The sequence below is a fragment of the Curtobacterium sp. BNK-1 genome (assembly GCF_048685235.1).
Lineage (GTDB): Bacteria > Pseudomonadota > Gammaproteobacteria > Enterobacterales > Enterobacteriaceae > Pantoea > Pantoea agglomerans.
Genome location: NZ_JBLQTJ010000001.1, coordinates 212356 through 230381, shown reverse-complemented (window position 1 = coordinate 230381; position 18026 = coordinate 212356). Strand labels below are relative to the sequence as shown.

The 18026-nt window shown below is 54.8% G+C and carries 16 protein-coding genes and 2 tRNA genes; 4 read left to right on the top strand and 14 right to left on the bottom strand.

The window, feature by feature from the left end; all coding sequences use genetic code 11:
- Window positions 1-116 precede the first annotated feature (116 nt).
- From ubiU to ACMGGP_RS01045, 3 genes are all read left to right on the top strand, one after another.
- Window positions 117-1112, top strand: coding sequence for a ubiquinone anaerobic biosynthesis protein UbiU (ubiU, locus tag ACMGGP_RS01055; RefSeq protein ID WP_062759370.1), 996 nt, complete (start codon window positions 117-119; stop codon window positions 1110-1112).
- A 6-nt stretch (window positions 1113-1118) separates the two neighbouring features.
- Window positions 1119-2000 (top strand): U32 family peptidase, encoded by an 882-nt coding sequence (locus ACMGGP_RS01050; RefSeq protein ID WP_498798050.1) that lies wholly within the window; start codon window positions 1119-1121, stop codon window positions 1998-2000.
- Window positions 2001-2120: 120 nt separating this feature from the next.
- Window positions 2121-3131: a luciferase-like monooxygenase gene (locus tag ACMGGP_RS01045; protein ID WP_010251755.1), complete on the top strand. Its 1011-nt coding sequence runs from the start codon at window positions 2121-2123 to the stop codon at window positions 3129-3131.
- Here the strand turns inward: ACMGGP_RS01045 and ACMGGP_RS01040 are convergent, their stop codons facing one another.
- Window positions 3132-4052 (bottom strand): AraC family transcriptional regulator, encoded by a 921-nt coding sequence (locus ACMGGP_RS01040; RefSeq protein ID WP_010251758.1) that lies wholly within the window; start codon window positions 4050-4052, stop codon window positions 3132-3134.
- Window positions 4053-4226: 174 nt separating this feature from the next.
- Here ACMGGP_RS01040 and ACMGGP_RS01035 point away from each other — a divergent pair, with 174 nt between their 5' ends.
- Window positions 4227-4973: an SDR family NAD(P)-dependent oxidoreductase gene (locus ACMGGP_RS01035; RefSeq protein ID WP_010671804.1), complete on the top strand. Its 747-nt coding sequence runs from the start codon at window positions 4227-4229 to the stop codon at window positions 4971-4973.
- A 55-nt stretch (window positions 4974-5028) separates the two neighbouring features.
- Here the strand turns inward: ACMGGP_RS01035 and ACMGGP_RS01030 are convergent, their stop codons facing one another.
- From ACMGGP_RS01030 to secG, 13 genes are all read right to left on the bottom strand, one after another.
- Window positions 5029-6969, bottom strand: coding sequence for a DEAD/DEAH family ATP-dependent RNA helicase (locus ACMGGP_RS01030; protein ID WP_010251762.1), 1941 nt, complete (start codon window positions 6967-6969; stop codon window positions 5029-5031).
- Between the two features lie 16 nt (window positions 6970-6985).
- Window positions 6986-7042: a protein YrbN gene (gene yrbN / locus ACMGGP_RS01025; RefSeq protein ID WP_098053093.1), complete on the bottom strand. Its 57-nt coding sequence runs from the start codon at window positions 7040-7042 to the stop codon at window positions 6986-6988.
- 105 nt (window positions 7043-7147) lie between these two features.
- Complete coding sequence (nlpI, locus tag ACMGGP_RS01020) at window positions 7148-8032, bottom strand: lipoprotein NlpI (RefSeq protein ID WP_010251765.1); 885 nt, start codon at window positions 8030-8032, stop codon at window positions 7148-7150.
- Window positions 8033-8161: 129 nt separating this feature from the next.
- A complete protein-coding gene (gene pnp, locus ACMGGP_RS01015) occupies window positions 8162-10300 on the bottom strand; it encodes a polyribonucleotide nucleotidyltransferase (RefSeq protein ID WP_010251767.1) in 2139 nt (712 codons plus the stop codon).
- A gap of 310 nt (window positions 10301-10610) precedes the next feature.
- The gene (rpsO, locus tag ACMGGP_RS01010; protein ID WP_003851063.1) at window positions 10611-10880 is read right to left on the bottom strand and encodes a 30S ribosomal protein S15; all 270 of its coding nucleotides are present in this window, start codon (window positions 10878-10880) and stop codon (window positions 10611-10613) included.
- 131 nt (window positions 10881-11011) lie between these two features.
- Window positions 11012-11956, bottom strand: a complete 945-nt coding sequence (truB, locus tag ACMGGP_RS01005) for a tRNA pseudouridine(55) synthase TruB (RefSeq protein WP_010251781.1) — start codon at window positions 11954-11956, stop codon at window positions 11012-11014.
- Window positions 11956-12366 (bottom strand): 30S ribosome-binding factor RbfA, encoded by a 411-nt coding sequence (gene rbfA, locus ACMGGP_RS01000; protein WP_022625282.1) that lies wholly within the window; start codon window positions 12364-12366, stop codon window positions 11956-11958. The genes truB and rbfA overlap by 1 nt, the downstream gene beginning before the upstream one ends.
- Window positions 12367-12428: 62 nt before the next feature.
- Window positions 12429-15122: a translation initiation factor IF-2 gene (gene infB / locus ACMGGP_RS00995; RefSeq protein ID WP_010251789.1), complete on the bottom strand. Its 2694-nt coding sequence runs from the start codon at window positions 15120-15122 to the stop codon at window positions 12429-12431.
- 17 nt (window positions 15123-15139) lie between these two features.
- Window positions 15140-16627 carry a transcription termination factor NusA gene (gene nusA, locus ACMGGP_RS00990; protein ID WP_010251792.1) on the bottom strand — a complete coding sequence of 496 codons (1488 nt, stop codon included), beginning with the start codon at window positions 16625-16627 and terminating at the stop codon, window positions 15140-15142.
- A gap of 24 nt (window positions 16628-16651) precedes the next feature.
- Window positions 16652-17110, bottom strand: a complete 459-nt coding sequence (rimP, locus tag ACMGGP_RS00985) for a ribosome maturation factor RimP (RefSeq protein WP_498798049.1) — start codon at window positions 17108-17110, stop codon at window positions 16652-16654.
- Between the two features lie 206 nt (window positions 17111-17316).
- A tRNA-Met gene (locus ACMGGP_RS00980) sits at window positions 17317-17393 on the bottom strand.
- 59 nt (window positions 17394-17452) lie between these two features.
- Window positions 17453-17539, bottom strand: a tRNA-Leu gene (locus tag ACMGGP_RS00975).
- Window positions 17540-17576: 37 nt separating this feature from the next.
- A complete protein-coding gene (gene secG, locus ACMGGP_RS00970) occupies window positions 17577-17915 on the bottom strand; it encodes a preprotein translocase subunit SecG (protein ID WP_010251798.1) in 339 nt (112 codons plus the stop codon).
- Window positions 17916-18026: the final 111 nt, after the last annotated feature.

The window sequence follows — 18026 nt, the reverse complement described above, 5'->3', positions numbered from 1 at the left end:
AAAGGAAAAAAAGCGCCGCAGGGCGGATGAATTTGAATTTCACTGCCCCAAATCAACACGCAGCCCGGACCAGATGCCTAGACTCGACGCCCATCTGCATGTTGAGAGGAATATCTATGGAACTGCTCTGCCCGGCAGGAAACTTACCCGCAGTGCGCACCGCTGTAGAGAATGGCGCTGATGCGGTGTATGTGGGGCTGAAAGATGACACCAATGCCCGTCATTTTGCGGGTCTGAATTTCACCGATAAAAAACTGGCTGAAGCCGCGCGCTATCTTCATCAGCATCGTCGCAAACTGCATGTTGCGATCAACACCTTTGCCCATCCGGATGGCATGGGTCGCTGGCAGCGGGCGATTGATGTGGCGGCGCAAAACGGAGCTGACGCGCTGATCCTGGCGGATATCGCCACGCTGGAGTATGCCGCGACGCACTATCCCCAGGTCGAACGTCATCTTTCTGTACAGGCTTCGGCGACCAATCTGGAGGCGATTCGCTTTTACCATCGCCACTTCAATCTGCAGCGTGTGGTGCTGCCTCGCGTGCTGTCGATTCACCAGGTTAAACAGCTGGCACGCAGCACACCGGTGCCGCTGGAGGTGTTCGCCTTTGGCAGCCTGTGCATCATGGCGGAAGGCCGCTGCTACCTCTCTTCCTGGCTGACCGGTGAATCGCCTAACAGCGCCGGTGCCTGCTCCCCGGCGAAGTTTGTGCGCTGGCAGCAGACGCCGCAGGGCATGGAGTCACGTCTTAATGAAGTGTTGATCGATCGCTACGCCCCGGACGAAAGCGCGGGTTATCCGACACTTTGCAAAGGACGCTATGTGGTTAACGACAAGCGTTATCACGTGCTCGAGGAGCCCACCAGTCTGAACACGCTGGAGCTGCTGCCGGAACTGCTGCGGGCAGGCATCGCCTCGGTGAAAATCGAAGGCCGTCAGCGCAGCCCTGCCTATGTCGCTGACGTGGCGCGCGTCTGGCGTCAGGCAATTGATCGCTGCAAGGCGCAGCCGGAACAGTTTGAAGTTGCACCACAGTGGATGCAGACGCTGGGCGATCTCTCAGAAGGTTCGCAAACCACGCTGGGTGCTTATCACCGTGAATGGCAATAAGGAGTCATGATGCAATATGCCCTTGGGCCGGTGCTCTGGTACTGGCCGACCGATACGCTGGAAGATTTTTACCAGCAGGCTGCCCGCAGTAGCGCGGATATTATCTACCTTGGCGAAGCGGTGTGCAGTAAACGTCGCGCCACGCCCTATGCCCGCTGGATGGCGCTGGCTCGTGAACTCGCGGCCAGCGGCAAACAGGTGGTGCTGAGCACGCTGGCGCTGCTGCAATCGCCCTCTGAGCTGAAAGAGCTGCAGCGTTACGTAGAGAACGGTGAGTTCCTGATTGAAGCCAATGATATCGGCACGGTAAACATGGCCGCTGAGCGTCATCTGCCCTTTGTCGCGGGCCCGACGCTCAATGTTTATAACGCCGACACGCTGCAGCTGCTGGTCAAAGAGGGCATGACGCGCTGGTGTATGCCGGTGGAGATGTCACGTGACTGGCTGCTACAGCTGCTGGAGCAGTGCGAGACGCGGGGTATCCGGCAGCAGTTTGAGGTGGAGGTGCTGGGCTACGGTCATCTGCCGCTGGCGCTCTCAGCGCGCTGCTTCACCGCCCGCTCGGAAAACCGCGCGAAAGATGATTGCGAAACCTGCTGTATCAACTATCCGACAGGCCGGCGCGTCAACTCCCAGGAGGGGCAGCAGGTGTTCGTCCTCAATGGCATTCAGACCATGAGCGGCTACTGCTATAACCTGGGTAACGATCTGGCCGGTATGCGCGGCAAGGTCGATTGCATACGGCTCTCGCCGCAGGATGTGACGACGCTGGCAGAGATCGACCGTTTCCGCGCCAATGAAAACGGCCAGGCTCCGCTAATGGTCGCGAAAGGCAGTGATTGTAATGGTTACTGGCGCAAACTGGCGGGCATGACGCTGGCATCCTGAATAAAAGCACATACCGGCTATATTACTGCTGAGGTTAGCAGTTTTAATATAAGGAATGATGCGTAATACTAAATGGTGCAGGCCTTAACTTAACGCCTGCGCCATACAACGGGAGTAGTCATGTCTGATAAAAAACCTCTTCGCCTGTCCGTGCTGGATCTCGCGCCGATTCCACAGGGCGCGACCGCTCGGGATGCGTTCCATAATTCGCTGGCGCTGGCGCGTCAGGCTGAAAAACTGGGCTATCAACGCTACTGGCTGGCTGAACATCACAACATGACGGGGATTGCCAGCGCAGCCACCTCCGTGCTGATTGGCTATCTGGCGGCGAATACCGAGACTCTGAAGCTGGGCTCCGGCGGCATTATGTTGCCTAACCATGCGCCGCTGGTGATCGCCGAGCAGTTTGGTACGCTGGCCTCTCTCTATCCTGGCCGTATCGATCTCGGCTTAGGTCGCGCGCCAGGTTCTGACCAGCGCACCATGATGGCACTACGCCGTCATCAGGCCAACATGCACATCGACACATTCCCCGAGGATGTGGCTGAACTGATTAGCTGGTTCGATGCTGAAGCGGATGCGCAGCCGCCAGTGCAGCCGGTACCCGGTCTGGGCCTGCAGATTCCGGTCTGGCTGCTCGGCTCCAGTCTCTACAGCGCACAGCTTTCAGCGAAAATGGGCCTGCCGTTTGCGTTTGCCTCCCATTTTGCCCCTGACCAACTGTTCCAGGCGCTGCACGTCTACCGTGAAAACTTCCAGCCATCGGCGCGTCTCGACAAGCCTTATGCCATGGTCTGCATTAACGTGATCGCCGCAGACAGTGAGCGTGATGCGCGCTTCCTGTTTACCTCGCAGCAGCAGCAGTTTATCAACCTGCGCCGCGGCAAACCGGGCCCGTTACCGGCACCGGTTGAAAACATGGATAACCTCTGGTCGCCATCAGAACAGTATGGCGTACAGCAGGCGCTCAGCATGTCGCTGGTCGGCGATACGGACAAAGTGCGTCATGGGCTGGCCTCACTGATGCGTGAAACCCAGGCGGATGAAATTATGGTCAATGGCCAGATTTTTGATTCCGAAGCGCGCCTGCGCTCCTTCGCCATTGCGATGGAAGCGGCTAACAGCCTGTAATCAGTTCTGCGGTGGGCGCAATCTCTCCGGGCTCACCGCCAGCTGACGACTATCCCTGGCCGGAGATTGCCCATACAGGCGGCGATACTCCCGGCTGAACTGTGACGCGCTCTGATACCCCACCCGATAGCCTGCCGTACCGGCATCCAGCTTTTCCACCATCATCAAACGTCGCGCCTCATTCAGCCGCAGTTGTTTCTGGTATTGCATCGGCGTCATGGCCGTCACGGCTTTGAAGTGATGATGCAGCGAAGAGATGCTCATGCCGACACTACTGGCGAGCCGATCGATCTTCAGCGGCTGATGAAAATTTTCCCGCAGCCAGCGGGCAGCCTGCGCGACCCGGTTGCCCGGCCGCTCAGCCAGCGCCATATTCAGGATGCGCGAACCTTCCGGCCCGGTCAGCAGCCGATAGAAAATCTCCTGCTCAATGAGCGGGGCCAGCGCCTCAATGTCCTCAGGGTGGTCAAGCAGGCGTACCAGCCGGATAACCGCATCCACCAGCAAAGGTGAGACCTTATGCACGGTGACGCCACGTTCACTGTCTGGTGTCGCCAGCGGCAGCGTCGGGGGAAACTGTTCGAGGTAGCGCATCAGCCGGGATTCATTGATGGCGATACCAATCCCCAGATTGGGCTTTTCCGGCGTGGCGACGGTGACGCAGGCGCGCACCGGCATATCCAGCGTCACCAGCAGCAGATCGCCCGGACCATAGTGCAGCACCTCATCACCGATATGCAGCGCCTTACCGCCCTGTGCCACCAGGGCAAAACTGGCCCATTGAGCAAAGTGCATTGGCTCAGTCGGTGCTGAAACCCGGCCAAAAAACAGGCAATCTATGGCGCTTGAATGCCGCCCATCCTCCGGAGCATGACGGGCAATTAACTGCGCCAGCCCCTGCCACTTCTCACTCTCTGTCACTGTGTTCTCCCCTCCCGCTATCTGTGCTGATATTACCTGACGCTGAGCGGAATACCTGGCCCGTTGCGTTACTTTTGCAGGATCGTGCAAGAAGCTTGCAGGATTGCACTACCCGCTTTTCGGCACCAGCGCGCATAGTCTTTCGACGCAATCATTACGGCGGAGAACAACATAATGAAGGCACTGCAGAATAAAATCGCGCTAGTAACAGGCGCCTCAAAAGGCATTGGTGCGGCGATTGCCATCGCTTTTGCCGCGGCTGGCGCCCGCGTCGTGGTTAATTATCGTCAGGATGAAGTGGGAGCGGCTGACGTGGTCAGCGATATCGTCAACCTGGGCAGTGAAGCCGTGGCGGTACAGGCAGATATCTCTCTCCTGCGGGATGTGGAACGGCTCTTCGCCACCACCGCAGAGTGCTTCGGCGCGCCCGACATTGTGGTGAACAATGCGGGCAGCTTTCATCACGGCGAGTTTGCGGCGCTGACGCTGGAGGAGATGCAGCAGCAGATTAACGTTAACCTGCTGGGTACGCTGATGGTCTGTCAGCAGGCGATTCATCACTTCCCGGCGCACGGCGGCAGCATTATTAATCTCAGCGCCCTGAACAGTAAAAACAGCACGCCGGGTTCCGTGCTCTGGGCGGCAACCAAAGGCGCAGTGGATACCCTGACCCAGGGACTGGCGCGCGAGCTGGGCGCAAAGAACATCCGGGTTAACGCCCTGGCACCAGGCATGATTCTGACGGAGGGATTACTGGCCGCGAAGAGGATGAGCCCACAGCTCAAAGCGCAACTGCTGGCAGCCACGCCGCTGGGACGCTTTGGTCTGCCGGAAGATGTGGCGCAGGTTGCGCTGTTTCTGGCCTCTGAAGAGTCCGCCTGGGTCAGCGGCGAGCGCGTGATGATCAGCGGCGGTGCCTGACAGGCATAAAAAAAGGGAAGCCATTGGCTTCCCTTTTTGTTACGACGCTAAGTCGTTATGCATCACGACGACGTGGAGCGGCGGCTGCGCCCTCTTCACGACGTGGACCACGGCTACCTTCACGGTTGAAAGTACGTCCGCCGCCTTCACGACCACCTTCACGGCGTTCAGAAGAGAAGCGACGACCACCTTCACGGTTAGCTGCGCCCGGACCGCCTGCACCTGGACCGCTGCGACGCTCACCGCCAGCACCAGCTGGACGACGGTCACCACGGCCTTCGTTCGGCTGTGCATCACCCAGTAACTGCATATTCATCGGCTTGTTCAGAATACGGGTACGGGTAAAGTGCTGCAGCACATCGCCTGGCATGCCTTTCGGCAGCTCGATAGTCGAGTGGGTACCGAACAGCTTGATGTTACCGATGTAACGGCTGCTGATGTCGCCTTCGTTAGCGATAGCGCCAACGATGTGACGAACTTCAACACCATCATCGCGGCCTACTTCGATGCGGTACAGCTGCATTTCGCCAACATCACGACGTTCGCGACGTGGACGATCGCCATCACGGCTTTCGCGGTTTTCACGCGGAGCACGAGAATCGCCACGCGCTTCACGGCTGTCACGACGGCCATCACGCTCGTCACGATCGCGGTATTCGCGACGTGCCGGACGCGGTGCTTCTGGTGGCAGAATCAGAGGACGTTCGCCCTGTGCCATCTTCAGCAGTGCAGCTGCCAGTGTTTCCAGATCCATTTCATCTTCTGGCTGCATTTTAGCCAGCAGAGCACGGTACTGATCCAGATCGCTGCTTTCCAGCTGCTGCTGAACTTTAGCAGCAAACTTAGCCAGACGACGCTCACCCAGCAGTTCTGCGTTAGGCAGTTCTACCTCAGGAATGGTCAGCTTCATGGTACGTTCGATGTTACGCAGCAGACGGCGTTCGCGGTTCTCAACGAACAGCAGCGCACGGCCAGCACGACCAGCACGACCGGTACGGCCGATACGGTGAACGTAAGATTCTGAGTCCATCGGAATGTCGTAGTTAACAACCAGGCTGATGCGCTCAACGTCCAGGCCACGGGCCGCAACGTCGGTTGCAATCAGAATGTCGAGACGACCATCTTTCAGGCGCTCAAGCGTCTGCTCACGCAGCGCCTGGTTCATGTCACCGTTCAGCGCGGCGCTGTTATAGCCACTACGTTCCAGCGCTTCTGCCACTTCCATGGTTGCGTTTTTGGTACGCACGAAGATGATGGCAGCATCAAAGTCTTCTGCTTCCAGGAAGCGAACCAGTGCGTCTGTTTTACGACCGTAAGCGGTCCAGTAGCTCTGGCTGATATCAGGACGCGTGGTCAGGCTTGACTGAATACGCACTTCCTGTGGATCTTTCATGAAGCGTTTGGTGATACGACGAATCGCTTCCGGCATGGTTGCAGAGAACAGCGCGGTCTGATGATCGGCTGGAATTTGCGCCATGATGGTTTCAACGTCTTCGATGAAGCCCATGCGCAGCATTTCATCTGCTTCATCCAGCACCAGGCCACGCAGGTTAGAAAGGTCTAACGTGCCGCGTTTCAGGTGGTCAAGCAGACGGCCAGGCGTACCCACAACAACCTGTGGTCCCTGACGCAGTGCGCGCAGCTGCACGTCATAACGCTGGCCGCCGTAAAGGGCAACCACGTTCAGGCCACGCATGTGTTTAGAGAATTCGGTAACTGCTTCAGCAACCTGTACCGCCAGTTCGCGGGTAGGTGCCAGCACCAGGATTTGTGGCGCTTTAACAGTAGGATCAATGTTATGTAACAGCGGCAGAGAGAACGCCGCGGTTTTACCACTCCCGGTCTGCGCCATGCCTAACACGTCACGGCCCGCCAGCAGGTGAGGAATACACTCAGCCTGGATTGGGGATGGCTTTACGTAGCCCATGCCATTCAGTGATTCAAGGATGTCGGCGTTCAGGCCAAGGTCAGCAAAAGTGGTTTGAATATCAGTCATGTAGTACACGTGCCTCTTAGATTGCGGCGGCCAGTCTACATAACTCGTCGTGAAAACTTTCAGTCATTTTCATCAAAAAGTGTGAACCGGCTCAAATTAAAAGTTTTGACGAACAGAAAAGCCTTCATCCTTTAAGATGATGACTTAACAGGTTTTACAGGCAAATTAAGTTCGTCAGCTATTGCTGGTCAGATTCTGATAAATCGTCTTGTGCCTGGCCGAGTTGCGCCAGTTCCAACAATGCGTATCGGTGTTCAACAAAGTTATTGACGTTGTTGGCCACCGCCAGTTTGAACAACGCTTTCGCGTCGTCCTTCTCCCCCAGACTTAGGTAGTACTTACCTAAATAGAAGTTGGTTTCACTGAGATGTTCAGCGAGCGAGGTGTTATCCGTTGCGTCCGCCTTGAGACTTTCCATCAACGTTTTCTCGTTGATATCTCCAAGGTAGAACTCGACAATATTCCATCCCCATTGATCTCTGACCGCTTTGTCGTGACGCTGTTGAAGCGCGACTTTTGCCTTGTCGACATCCATCTCACGTTCAACGAGATAGAGCCACAAACTGCGGAAAGGATCGTTAGGATCGTCTTGATAAAACGCCAGCAGATCATCTTGCGCTAACTTGTATCGACCGCCGTAATAGAGGGCGATACCACGGTTTAAATGCGCATAGTTGTAAGTTGGATCAAGCTCAAGTACAGAATCAAACGCTTCATAGGCGGCATCAAAGTTGCCCGCCTGCGTTAAATATATGCCTAAGTAGTTAAACACTTCGGGCATATCTGGTCTTATAGACAGCGCTTGCGAAAAATCGTTCCGCGCTAATGCCCGCAGACCTAAACTATCATACAACACTCCGCGCTCATATAACAGCTGTGCGCGTTCATCATCGGTGAGAGCGCGACTGGCAAGAATTTGTTCCATGCGCGCCAGTATCACTTCCTGCTGCAGTGTGGGCTGTAAAGGCACTGCAAGAACTTCGTTCTTACGCCAATTGGAGTTGCTGCATCCTGCCAGCGTCAAAGCTGTCGCAACAAAACACCAGCGCAGAAAAGGCTTCATTTCCCACTCCCGAATACAAACATTGGGATAACCATCCTGTCATCCGCCTGCTGTGCACAAGGATTCCCGCCCTCGCGATGATACAAACGCCCCTCTCTGCCAGGCAGAGAGGGGCAAATCAGCAACGACTTATTCAGCAGCGTCAGGCGTGGTCACCGCGACAGCTTCTTCAGCCTGCGGCTTAGATTCTGTCGCTTCTTTGATGCTCAGACGTACACGGCCCTGGCGATCAACTTCCATCACCTTAACCGGTACTTCCTGACCCATCTGCAGATAGTCAGTCACTTTCTCAACGCGCTTATCAGCGATTTGTGAAATGTGAACCAGACCTTCTTTACCACCACCGATTGCAACGAAGGCGCCGAAGTCAACGATACGGGTCACTTTACCACTGTAAACGCGGCCCACTTCGATCTCTGCGGTAATCTCTTCGATACGACGAATCGCTTCTTTCGCTTTCAGACCATCGGTCGCAGCGATTTTCACGGTGCCGTCATCTTCAATTTCAATCGTTGTGCCGGTCTCTTCGGTCAGTGCACGAATCACTGAGCCGCCTTTACCGATCACATCTTTGATCTTGTCAGAGCTGATTTTGATGGTGTAAATGCGTGGTGCGAATTCAGAAATCTCAGTACGCGGCGTGCTGATAGCCTGTTCCATAACGCCCAGAATGTGCAGACGTGCACCCCGGGCCTGGTTCAGCGCTTCCTGCATGATTTCACGCGTGATGCCTTCGATTTTGATGTCCATCTGCAGCGCGGTGATACCTTCACGGCTACCGGCTACTTTGAAGTCCATGTCGCCCAGGTGATCTTCATCGCCCAGGATGTCAGACAGAACAACAAACTTCTCATCTTCTTTCACCAGACCCATTGCGATACCGGCAACGGCGGCTTTGATTGGCACACCTGCATCCATCAACGCCAGTGAGGCACCGCAGACAGAGGCCATTGAAGAAGAGCCGTTAGATTCGGTGATTTCAGAAACAACACGAATGGTGTAAGGGAAATCTTCCGCTTTAGGCATTACCGCTAACACGCCGCGCTTCGCCAGACGACCGTGACCAATCTCACGACGCTTCGGCGAACCTACCATGCCGGTTTCGCCGACAGAGTATGGAGGGAAGTTGTAATGAAACAGGAAGCTGTCGGTACGTTCACCCATCAGCTCATCAAGGTTCTGCGCATCGCGGGTCGTACCCAGCGTTGCAGTAACCAGTGCCTGCGTCTCACCACGAGTGAACAGCGATGAACCGTGTGTACGTGGCAATACGCCAGTACGCACATCCAGACCACGGATCATATCTTTTTCACGACCATCGATGCGTGGCTCGCCATTCAGGATGCGAGTACGAACGACGGTTTTTTCAAGGCTATGCACGATGTCGCCGATTTCTGAACCATCCAGCGTTTCATCTTCAGCCAGCAGCGCAGCGATGGTTTCGTCTTTAATGACGCCAACCTGGGTGTAACGCTCCTGCTTGTCAGTGATGCGGTAAGCATCGCTGATGCGCGCTTCTGCCAGGGCAGCAACGCGAGAAATCAGTGCGGTATTGGCCGCTTCTGGCTGCCAGTCCCAGCGTGGTTTGCCCGCTTCAGCAACCAGGGCATTGATGTTTTCGATAACGATCTGCTGCTGGTCGTGACCAAAGACCACGGCGCCCAGCATCTGCTCTTCTGACAGGATCTCAGCTTCAGATTCAACCATCAGAACGGCATTCTGCGTACCGGCAACCACCAGATCCAGACGAGACTGTTTCAGCTCATCTGCGGTTGGGTTCAGGACATATTGATCGTTGATGTAACCAACACGCGCAGAACCAATTGGGCCATTGAACGGCAGACCAGAAAGCGCCAGTGCAGCAGAAGCACCGATCATGGCAACGATGTCCGGATGAACCTGTGGGTTCACAGAGACAACAGTGGCGATAACCTGAACTTCGTTAACAAAACCTTCCGGGAACAGCGGACGAATCGGGCGGTCAATCAGACGCGAAATCAGGGTTTCGCCTTCGCTTGGACGGCCTTCACGACGGAAGAAGCTGCCCGGGATACGACCAGCAGCGTAAGTACGCTCCTGATAGTTCACGGTCAGTGGGAAGAAATCCTGACCTGGTTTAGATTTTTTCTGACCTACTACAGTGACGAATACTGCAGTATCGTCCATGCTCACCATAACAGCGGCTGTCGCCTGGCGAGCCATCATGCCGGTTTCCAGCGTGACGGTATGTTGACCATATTGGAATTTGCGTACGATCGGATTCAGCAAAATCAAAGTCCTTAACTTCGGGGCATGGCTATCTGTAGCCCGCCATTGATTACCAATCTTCAGTTGCATCCTCGCGACTAATGACAACCCTCGACCGCCCCTGCGGTAAAGCCTCTCATTAGCCGCGCGAAATTCTGCAAACTAAAGATCACACTAAGCAACAATACATCAGTTTGGTCCGGATTGCTGCCGATTGCTCGAAAAAAGGGGCCATAAAGGCCCCCTCTTCACGAAACTCGCACAAATCTGATCGTAAGCTGCACAGAGTGCAAAAGCCCGCATAATGCCCCGACGATCAGATTCTTCAGACTTAGCGACGCAGACCGAGACTTTCGATCAGGCTGCTGTAGCGTGCAACGTCTTTACGCTTCAGGTAGTCCAGCAGCTTACGACGCTGAGATACCATGCGCAGCAGACCGCGGCGGCTGTGGTGGTCTTTTTTGTGCTCAGAGAAGTGACCCTGCAGATGGGTAATCTGCGCGGTCAACAGGGCAACCTGAACTTCAGTTGAACCGCTGTCGTTAGCACCACGGCCATATTTAGCAACGATCTCTGCTTTAGCTTCTACGCTTAGAGACATAATAAACTCCAGTAATAAATGAATGTATGGGTGCCGATCTCTAATTCAGCATCCCGCTTTAAAGCCGCGCTATTCTACTCTGCGCCCGATAGCAACGCAAATGCCCCATCAGCGAAAAGTGAACGCCTGGCTCAATCCTGATACTCAACCACTAAACGACGTGGCGCAAGCCGGCCATCGTCGGCAATTTCTGCCATACCGATAAACTTACGCGCTTCGCCTTCCGATACCCTTACCAGCCCCTGGGCAGGCGCATTGCTGGCCTGTACCGGCTGTCCCTGGCGGAAGAAATCTGCCACGGCAGGCGGGATATTCACTTCAGGGAAATCAGAGGCGGGGCTGTCCATTGGCAACAACAGCGGATCGAGCTGCGTTTCCAGTGGGATGCCGGCTTCTGTGGCTTCCGTCAGCAGGGTGTTGAGCTGTTCCAGCGTCACCATCCTTTCATACGGATAACGGGCAACCTGAACGCGACGCAGCATAATCACGTGCGCACCGCATCCCAGCTTTTCGCCCAGGTCATCGATGATGGTGCGGATATAGGTGCCTTTGGAGCAGTGAATTTCCAGCTCCAGCTCGTTATCCTGCCAGCGAATGAATTGCAGTTCATAGACAGTGATGGGACGCGGTTCACGCGCAATCTCAATGCCCTGACGCGCATATTCATACAGCGGACGTCCCTGATGCTTCAGTGCCGAAAACATCGAAGGCACCTGCAGCGTTTCGCCGCGGAAGCTCTCCAGAGCACTGTCCAGATCGGCCTGACTGAAGCTGACCGGACGCGTCTGCACGATGTTGCCATCGGCGTCTGACGTGTCGGTCCGCTCGCCCAGTCGGGCAATCACGCGATAGCGTTTGTCGGAATCGAGCAGATACTGCGAAAACTTAGTCGCTTCACCCAGGCAGATCGGCAACATGCCGGTAGCCAGAGGATCCAGCGCGCCGGTATGTCCTGCGCGATTCGCGTTAAAGATACGCTTCACTTTCTGCAGGACATCATTCGACGAGACGCCTTGTGGCTTATCCAGCAACAACACGCCATGGACGTCGCGACCGCGACGACGCGGACGACTCATTACGCCTCCTCGTCATCGCCAGTGGCGTCCGGACCACGGCGCTCAGTATCGTTCTTCACGACGCTGGTGACGAGATTGGACATGCGCATCCCTTCGACTAACGAGTTGTCGTAGAAGAAAGTCAGCTCAGGCACGATACGCAGACGCATCGCTTTGCCCAGCAGAATGCGGATATAACCTGACGCTTCTTTCAGCGCTTTCAGGCCATGTTTAATCGCTTCTTCATCTTTGTCGTTGAGGAAAGTCACGAACACTTTTGCGTAAGCGAGATCGCGTGAGACTTCAACGCCTGATACGGTGACCATCATGCCAAGACGTGGATCTTTGATCTCACGCTGCAGGATCATCGCAATCTCTTTTTGCAGCTCTTGTGAAACGCGCTGCGGGCGACCAAATTCTTTCGCCATCATTATTTCTCCCAAATAATTCGGGAGGCCAGAGGCCTCCCAAATTGCAACACATCAGCAGTCTATTACTCGATGGTGCGTTTAATTTCGATGATTTCAAACACTTCGATCATATCGCCAACGCGAACGTCGTTGTAGTTCTTCACGCCGATACCGCACTCCATGCCGTTACGCACTTCGTTGACGTCATCTTTAAAGCGACGCAGAGATTCCAGCTCGCCTTCGTAAATTACCACGTTGTCGCGCAGGACACGGATTGGATTGTGACGCTTGATGTTACCTTCCGTCACCATACAACCGGCAATCGCGCCAAACTTCGGTGATTTGAACACATCGCGCACCGCAGCCAGACCGATGATCTGCTGTTTGTACTCTGGTGCCAGCATGCCGCTCATCGCCGCTTTAACTTCGTCAATCAGGTTATAGATGACAGAGTAGTAGCGCAGATCCAGGCTTTCTGCGTCAATGACGCGACGCGCAGAGGCATCGGCACGAACGTTGAAGCCAAGGAGGATGGCGTTAGAGGCAGCAGCCAGGGTCGCATCGGTTTCGGTAATCCCGCCCACGCCTGAACCCACAATCTTCACCTTCACTTCGTCGGTGGAGAGTTTCTGCAGGGAGTCGGAGATTGCTTCCACAGAACCCTGAACGTCAGCTTTCAGAACGATGTTCAGTTCAGACACTTCGCCTTCGGTCATGTTAGCAAACATGTTCTCGAGCTTAGATTTCTGCTGGCGAGCCAGTTTAACTTCGCGGAATTTGCCCTGACGATAGAGCGCAACTTCACGTGCTTTCTTCTCGTCACGTACCACGGTCGCTTCATCACCCGCAGCCGGCACGCCGGACAGGCCCAGAATCTCAACCGGGATAGATGGACCCGCTTCCATGACTTCGCGACCCAGTTCGTCACGCATTGCACGAACGCGGCCATATTCGAAACCACAAAGAACGATGTCGCCTTTGTTCAGCGTACCTTCACGTACCAGCACGGTGGCAACCGGACCACGACCTTTGTCGAGGAACGATTCGATCACCACGCCGCTCGCCATACCTTCACGGATAGCGGTCAGTTCCAGCACTTCCGCCTGCAGCAGGATAGCGTTTAACAGGTCATCAATGCCGGTACCCGCTTTCGCAGAGACATTAACGAACATGTTTTCGCCGCCCCACTCTTCCGGAATGATACCGTACTGAGTCAGTTCGTTTTTAACACGATCCGGATCCGCTTCTGGCTTATCGCACTTGTTCACTGCAACCACAACCGGCACTTTAGCGGCTTTGGCGTGCTGAATAGCTTCGACAGTCTGTGGCATCACGCCATCGTCTGCTGCAACCACCAGGATAACGATATCGGTCGCCTGCGCACCACGTGCACGCATCGCGGTAAACGCGGCGTGGCCCGGGGTATCCAGGAAGGTAACCATACCGTTGTCGGTTTCAACGTGGTAAGCACCGATGTGCTGAGTAATACCGCCCGCTTCGCCAGAGGCGATTTTAGTGGAACGAATATAGTCCAGCAGGGACGTTTTACCGTGGTCGACGTGGCCCATGATGGTGACAACCGGAGCACGAGACTCCTGCGCAGCATCAGTATCACGATCGTCCATTACCGCTTCTTCCAGCTCGTTCTCACGACGCAGGGTCACTTTGTGGCCCATCTCTTCGGCAACGAGCTGTGCAGTTTCCTGGTCGATGACCTGGTTGATGGTCGCCATGGCGCCCATTCTCATCATCGCTTTAATGACCAGAGAACCTTTCACCGCCATTTTGTTAGCCAGTTCGGCTACGGTGATAGTTTCGCCAATCACAACATCGCGGTTAACGGCCTGCGCTGGCTTGTTGAAGCCCTGCTGCAGTGCGCTAGGTTTGCGATGCTTGCCGCCTTTACCACCACGAACCTGCGCACGCGCTTCTTCACGGTCAGTTTTGGCTTCAGAGTGTTTGTTGCCTTTTTTCGCCGGACGCGCAGCTTTAGCCGTAGTACGCGCACGCGCACGACCTGCTTCAACCTGACGGTCGTTTTCGTCTTCCGCCTGACGGGCATGTGTCGAAGTGGTGACGTGATAGTCGCCTTTATCCTCTTCTTCCGGTTTTTCCCATTCAGCTGATTTCTCTTCAGCCAGACGGCGGGCTTCTTCTGCTACGAGGCGGGCAGCCTCTTCAAGCTTACGGCGGGCTTCTTCTTCAGCTTTACGCTTCAGTTCGGCAGCTTCAGCTTCGCGACGGGCTTTGTCTGATTGCGCAGCCCTGGTCACTTCGTCGGTAGGTTGATTTGTCACTTTTTCATTTTCCGCTGCTGCACGTTTGGCCTTGTCAGCGGCTTCGCGCCTGGCTTTATCTTCGGCTTCACGTTGCGCTTTCTGTTCAGCTTCGCGACGGGCTTTTTCTTCAGCCTCGCGTTGCGCCTGCTCTTCCGCTTCACGCTGCGCCTCGGCTTCAGCTTCTGCCTGAGCTTGCTCAGCCTCTGCATCACCCTTCACATAGGTACGCTTTTTGCGGACTTCAATTTGCACCGACTTACTTTTACCCCCGGTGCCTGGAATATTCAAGGTGCTGCGCGTTTTACGCTGCAGCGTCAGCTTAGCTGAACCGACCTGACCGTGTTCACGGTTCAGATGAGATAGTAAGGTTTCTTTCTCTTGCTGGGTCACCGCGTCATTTTCAGACTTAGGGATCCCCGCATCAGCAAATTGCTGTACCAGGCGATCGACCGGAGTCTGAATTTCTGCGGCCAGCGATTTTACGGTTACATCTGTCATGCTGTTCCTTCCTGTTATTACGCGTCATCGCCGAACCAGCAGATATTACGTGCGGCCATAATCAGCGCGCCGGCTTGTTCATCAGACATGCCTTCAATATCCGTCAGATCGTCAACACCTTGCTCAGCGAGATCTTCCAGCGTGCAAACGCCTTTCGACGCCAGGCGGAACGCCAGCGCACGATCGAGGCCTTCAAGATTCAGAAGATCCTCAGCGGGCTCCTGATTTCCAAGACTCTCTTCTTTCGCCAGTGCCAGGGTGGTTAACGCATTTTTTGCTCGTTCACGCAGGGCTTCAATGGTCTCTTCGTCGAGGCCGTCGACTTCCAGCAGCTCGTTGATTGGCACGTATGCCAGCTCTTCCAGCGAGGAGAAGCCCTCTTCCACCAGTACGGTGGCGAACTCTTCGTCGATGTCGAGATGTTTAGTGAACATATCGATCGCTGCATGTGCTTCAGCCTGATGCTTAGCCTGCAGATCATCGACGGTCATCACGTTCAGCTCCCAGCCACTCAGCTGTGAAGCGAGACGCACGTTTTGGCCGTTACGGCCGATCGCCTGAGCCAGATTGCCAGCTTCTACGGCGATATCCATGGTGTGGTTATCTTCATCAACCACGATTGACGCCACATCGGCCGGAGCCATGGCGTTAATAACAAACTGCGCCGGGTTATCGTCCCACAGCACGATATCGATACGCTCGCCGCCCAGTTCACTGGAAACTGCCTGAACACGCGCGCCGCGCATGCCCACACAGGCACCCACCGGATCAATACGTTTGTCGTTGGTTTTGACTGCAATTTTAGCGCGCGAACCCGGATCACGGGCAGCGGCTTTAATTTCAATCAGTTCTTCGCCAATTTCTGGCACCTCGATGCGGAACAGTTCAATCAGCATTTCTGGTTTAGAACGCGTCACGAACAGTTGCGCGCCACGCGCTTCCGGACGTACAGAGTAGAGTACGCCACGAATACGGTCGCCTGGACGGAAGTTTTCACGCGGCAGCATATCTTCGCGCAGAATCACCGCTTCGGCATTGCTGCCTAAGTCGAGGGAGATGTTGTCGCGGTTAACTTTCTTCACCACGCCCGTGATAATTTCGCCTTCCTGCTCACGGAACTGATCAACCACCATTGCGCGCTCAGCTTCGCGCACTTTTTGCACGATAACCTGCTTAGCGGTCTGGGTGGTGATACGGTCAAAGGTGACCGATTCAATCTGATCTTCGACATATTCGCCCAGATTGAATGCTTCATCTTCGAAGCGGGCCGCATCCAGCGTGATCTCGCGCGTCGGCTGTGTCACCTCTTCTACGATTTCCCAGCGGCGGAAAGTATCGAAATCGCCACTGCGGCGATCAATGCTGACGCGTACCTCAATTTCCTGCTCGTACTTTTTCTTGGTCGCAGTCGCCAGCGCGCTCTCCAGCGCTTCGAAGATTTTCTCACGCGGCAGGGCTTTTTCGTTAGAAACGGCTTCTACAACAGCTAAGATCTCTTTGTTCATCCTGGTTAGCCTCAATCCGGACTTTTAAAAGTGGGGGACCAGGTTCGCTTTCTGAATATTACTCAGCGCGAACACTTCATCGCTACCCTCAACGTGCACCGTGATCATCTCGCCATCAACTGACTTAATGGTTCCCTGCCATTTACGGCGGTTCTGAACGGCCATACGCAACACCAGACTCACTTCTTCACCCATAAAGCGGGTGTAGTGTTCTGCAGTGAACAGAGGACGATCGAGTCCCGGTGAAGAGACTTCTAGGTTGTAAGGGACGGTAATGGGATCTTCAACATCCATTACCGCACTTACCTGGTGGCTGACATCGGCGCAATCATCGACATTGATGCCATCTTCACTATCAATATAGATGCGCAGGATAGATGTGCGACTACGAACGAATTCAATTCCAACCAGTTCGTAACCCAGCGCTTCTACGGGAGCCGATACCAACTCTGTCAATTTTTGCTCTAATGTGGACAAGCCCACCCCCAAGACATAAAAAAAGGGCCTATAGCCCAGTATTACGATTCGCTAATAACAAAAAACCCCGAATATTCGGGGCTTTTAATCACTGGACCCTGTATGCCGCAATGCGGCCCGGACTCCATCCAAAGAATTTTCTTTCAAAAAATAACCGTGAATGCGTCCGTCGATGCATACAGTATATTTGAAAAAGAACTCAAAGGGAAAATTGGTTGCGGGGGCCGGATTTGAACCGACGACCTTCGGGTTATGAGCCCGACGAGCTACCAGGCTGCTCCACCCCGCGTCCGAAAACGTGGCGAATAATACGCCAGACCTGCATAAAATGCAAGGGATACTGCTATTTGGTACCGAGGACGGGACTTGAACCCGTAAGCCCAATCGGGCACTACCACCTCAAGGTAGCGTGTCTACCAATTCCACCACCACGGCACTGCACTGACCACAACGATTCGTTGTGCTGACGACCTTACTTAGGAATATCGCTGCCCGGCGTTACCGGTTGAGCTGGCTTTTCAGTCTGTTGAGAAGACTGCGCCGGCGCAGAAAGATTTTCCCACTCGCTTCCTTTAGACGCTTTATTGCTGTTCAGATTACCCAGAACCAGGCTGATGATGAAAAACAGCGCTGCTAAGATGCCGGTTGTACGAGTCATGAAATTACCTGAACCCGAAGAACCAAACACCGTACCGGATGCGCCTGCACCGAATGAGGCTCCCATATCAGCGCCTTTGCCTTGCTGCAGCATGATCATACCCACGAGGGCGATAGCTACAATAAGGAAAACTACTAAAAGAGCTTGGTACATATCATCCTGTTCCTTGCACGGTAATCGTACAGTTAAAGCTTCAACCAGTATTGATGGGGAGTCTCGTCATCACCCATCAGAAGCGGGTGTGAATACTAACCAAAGGCGCAT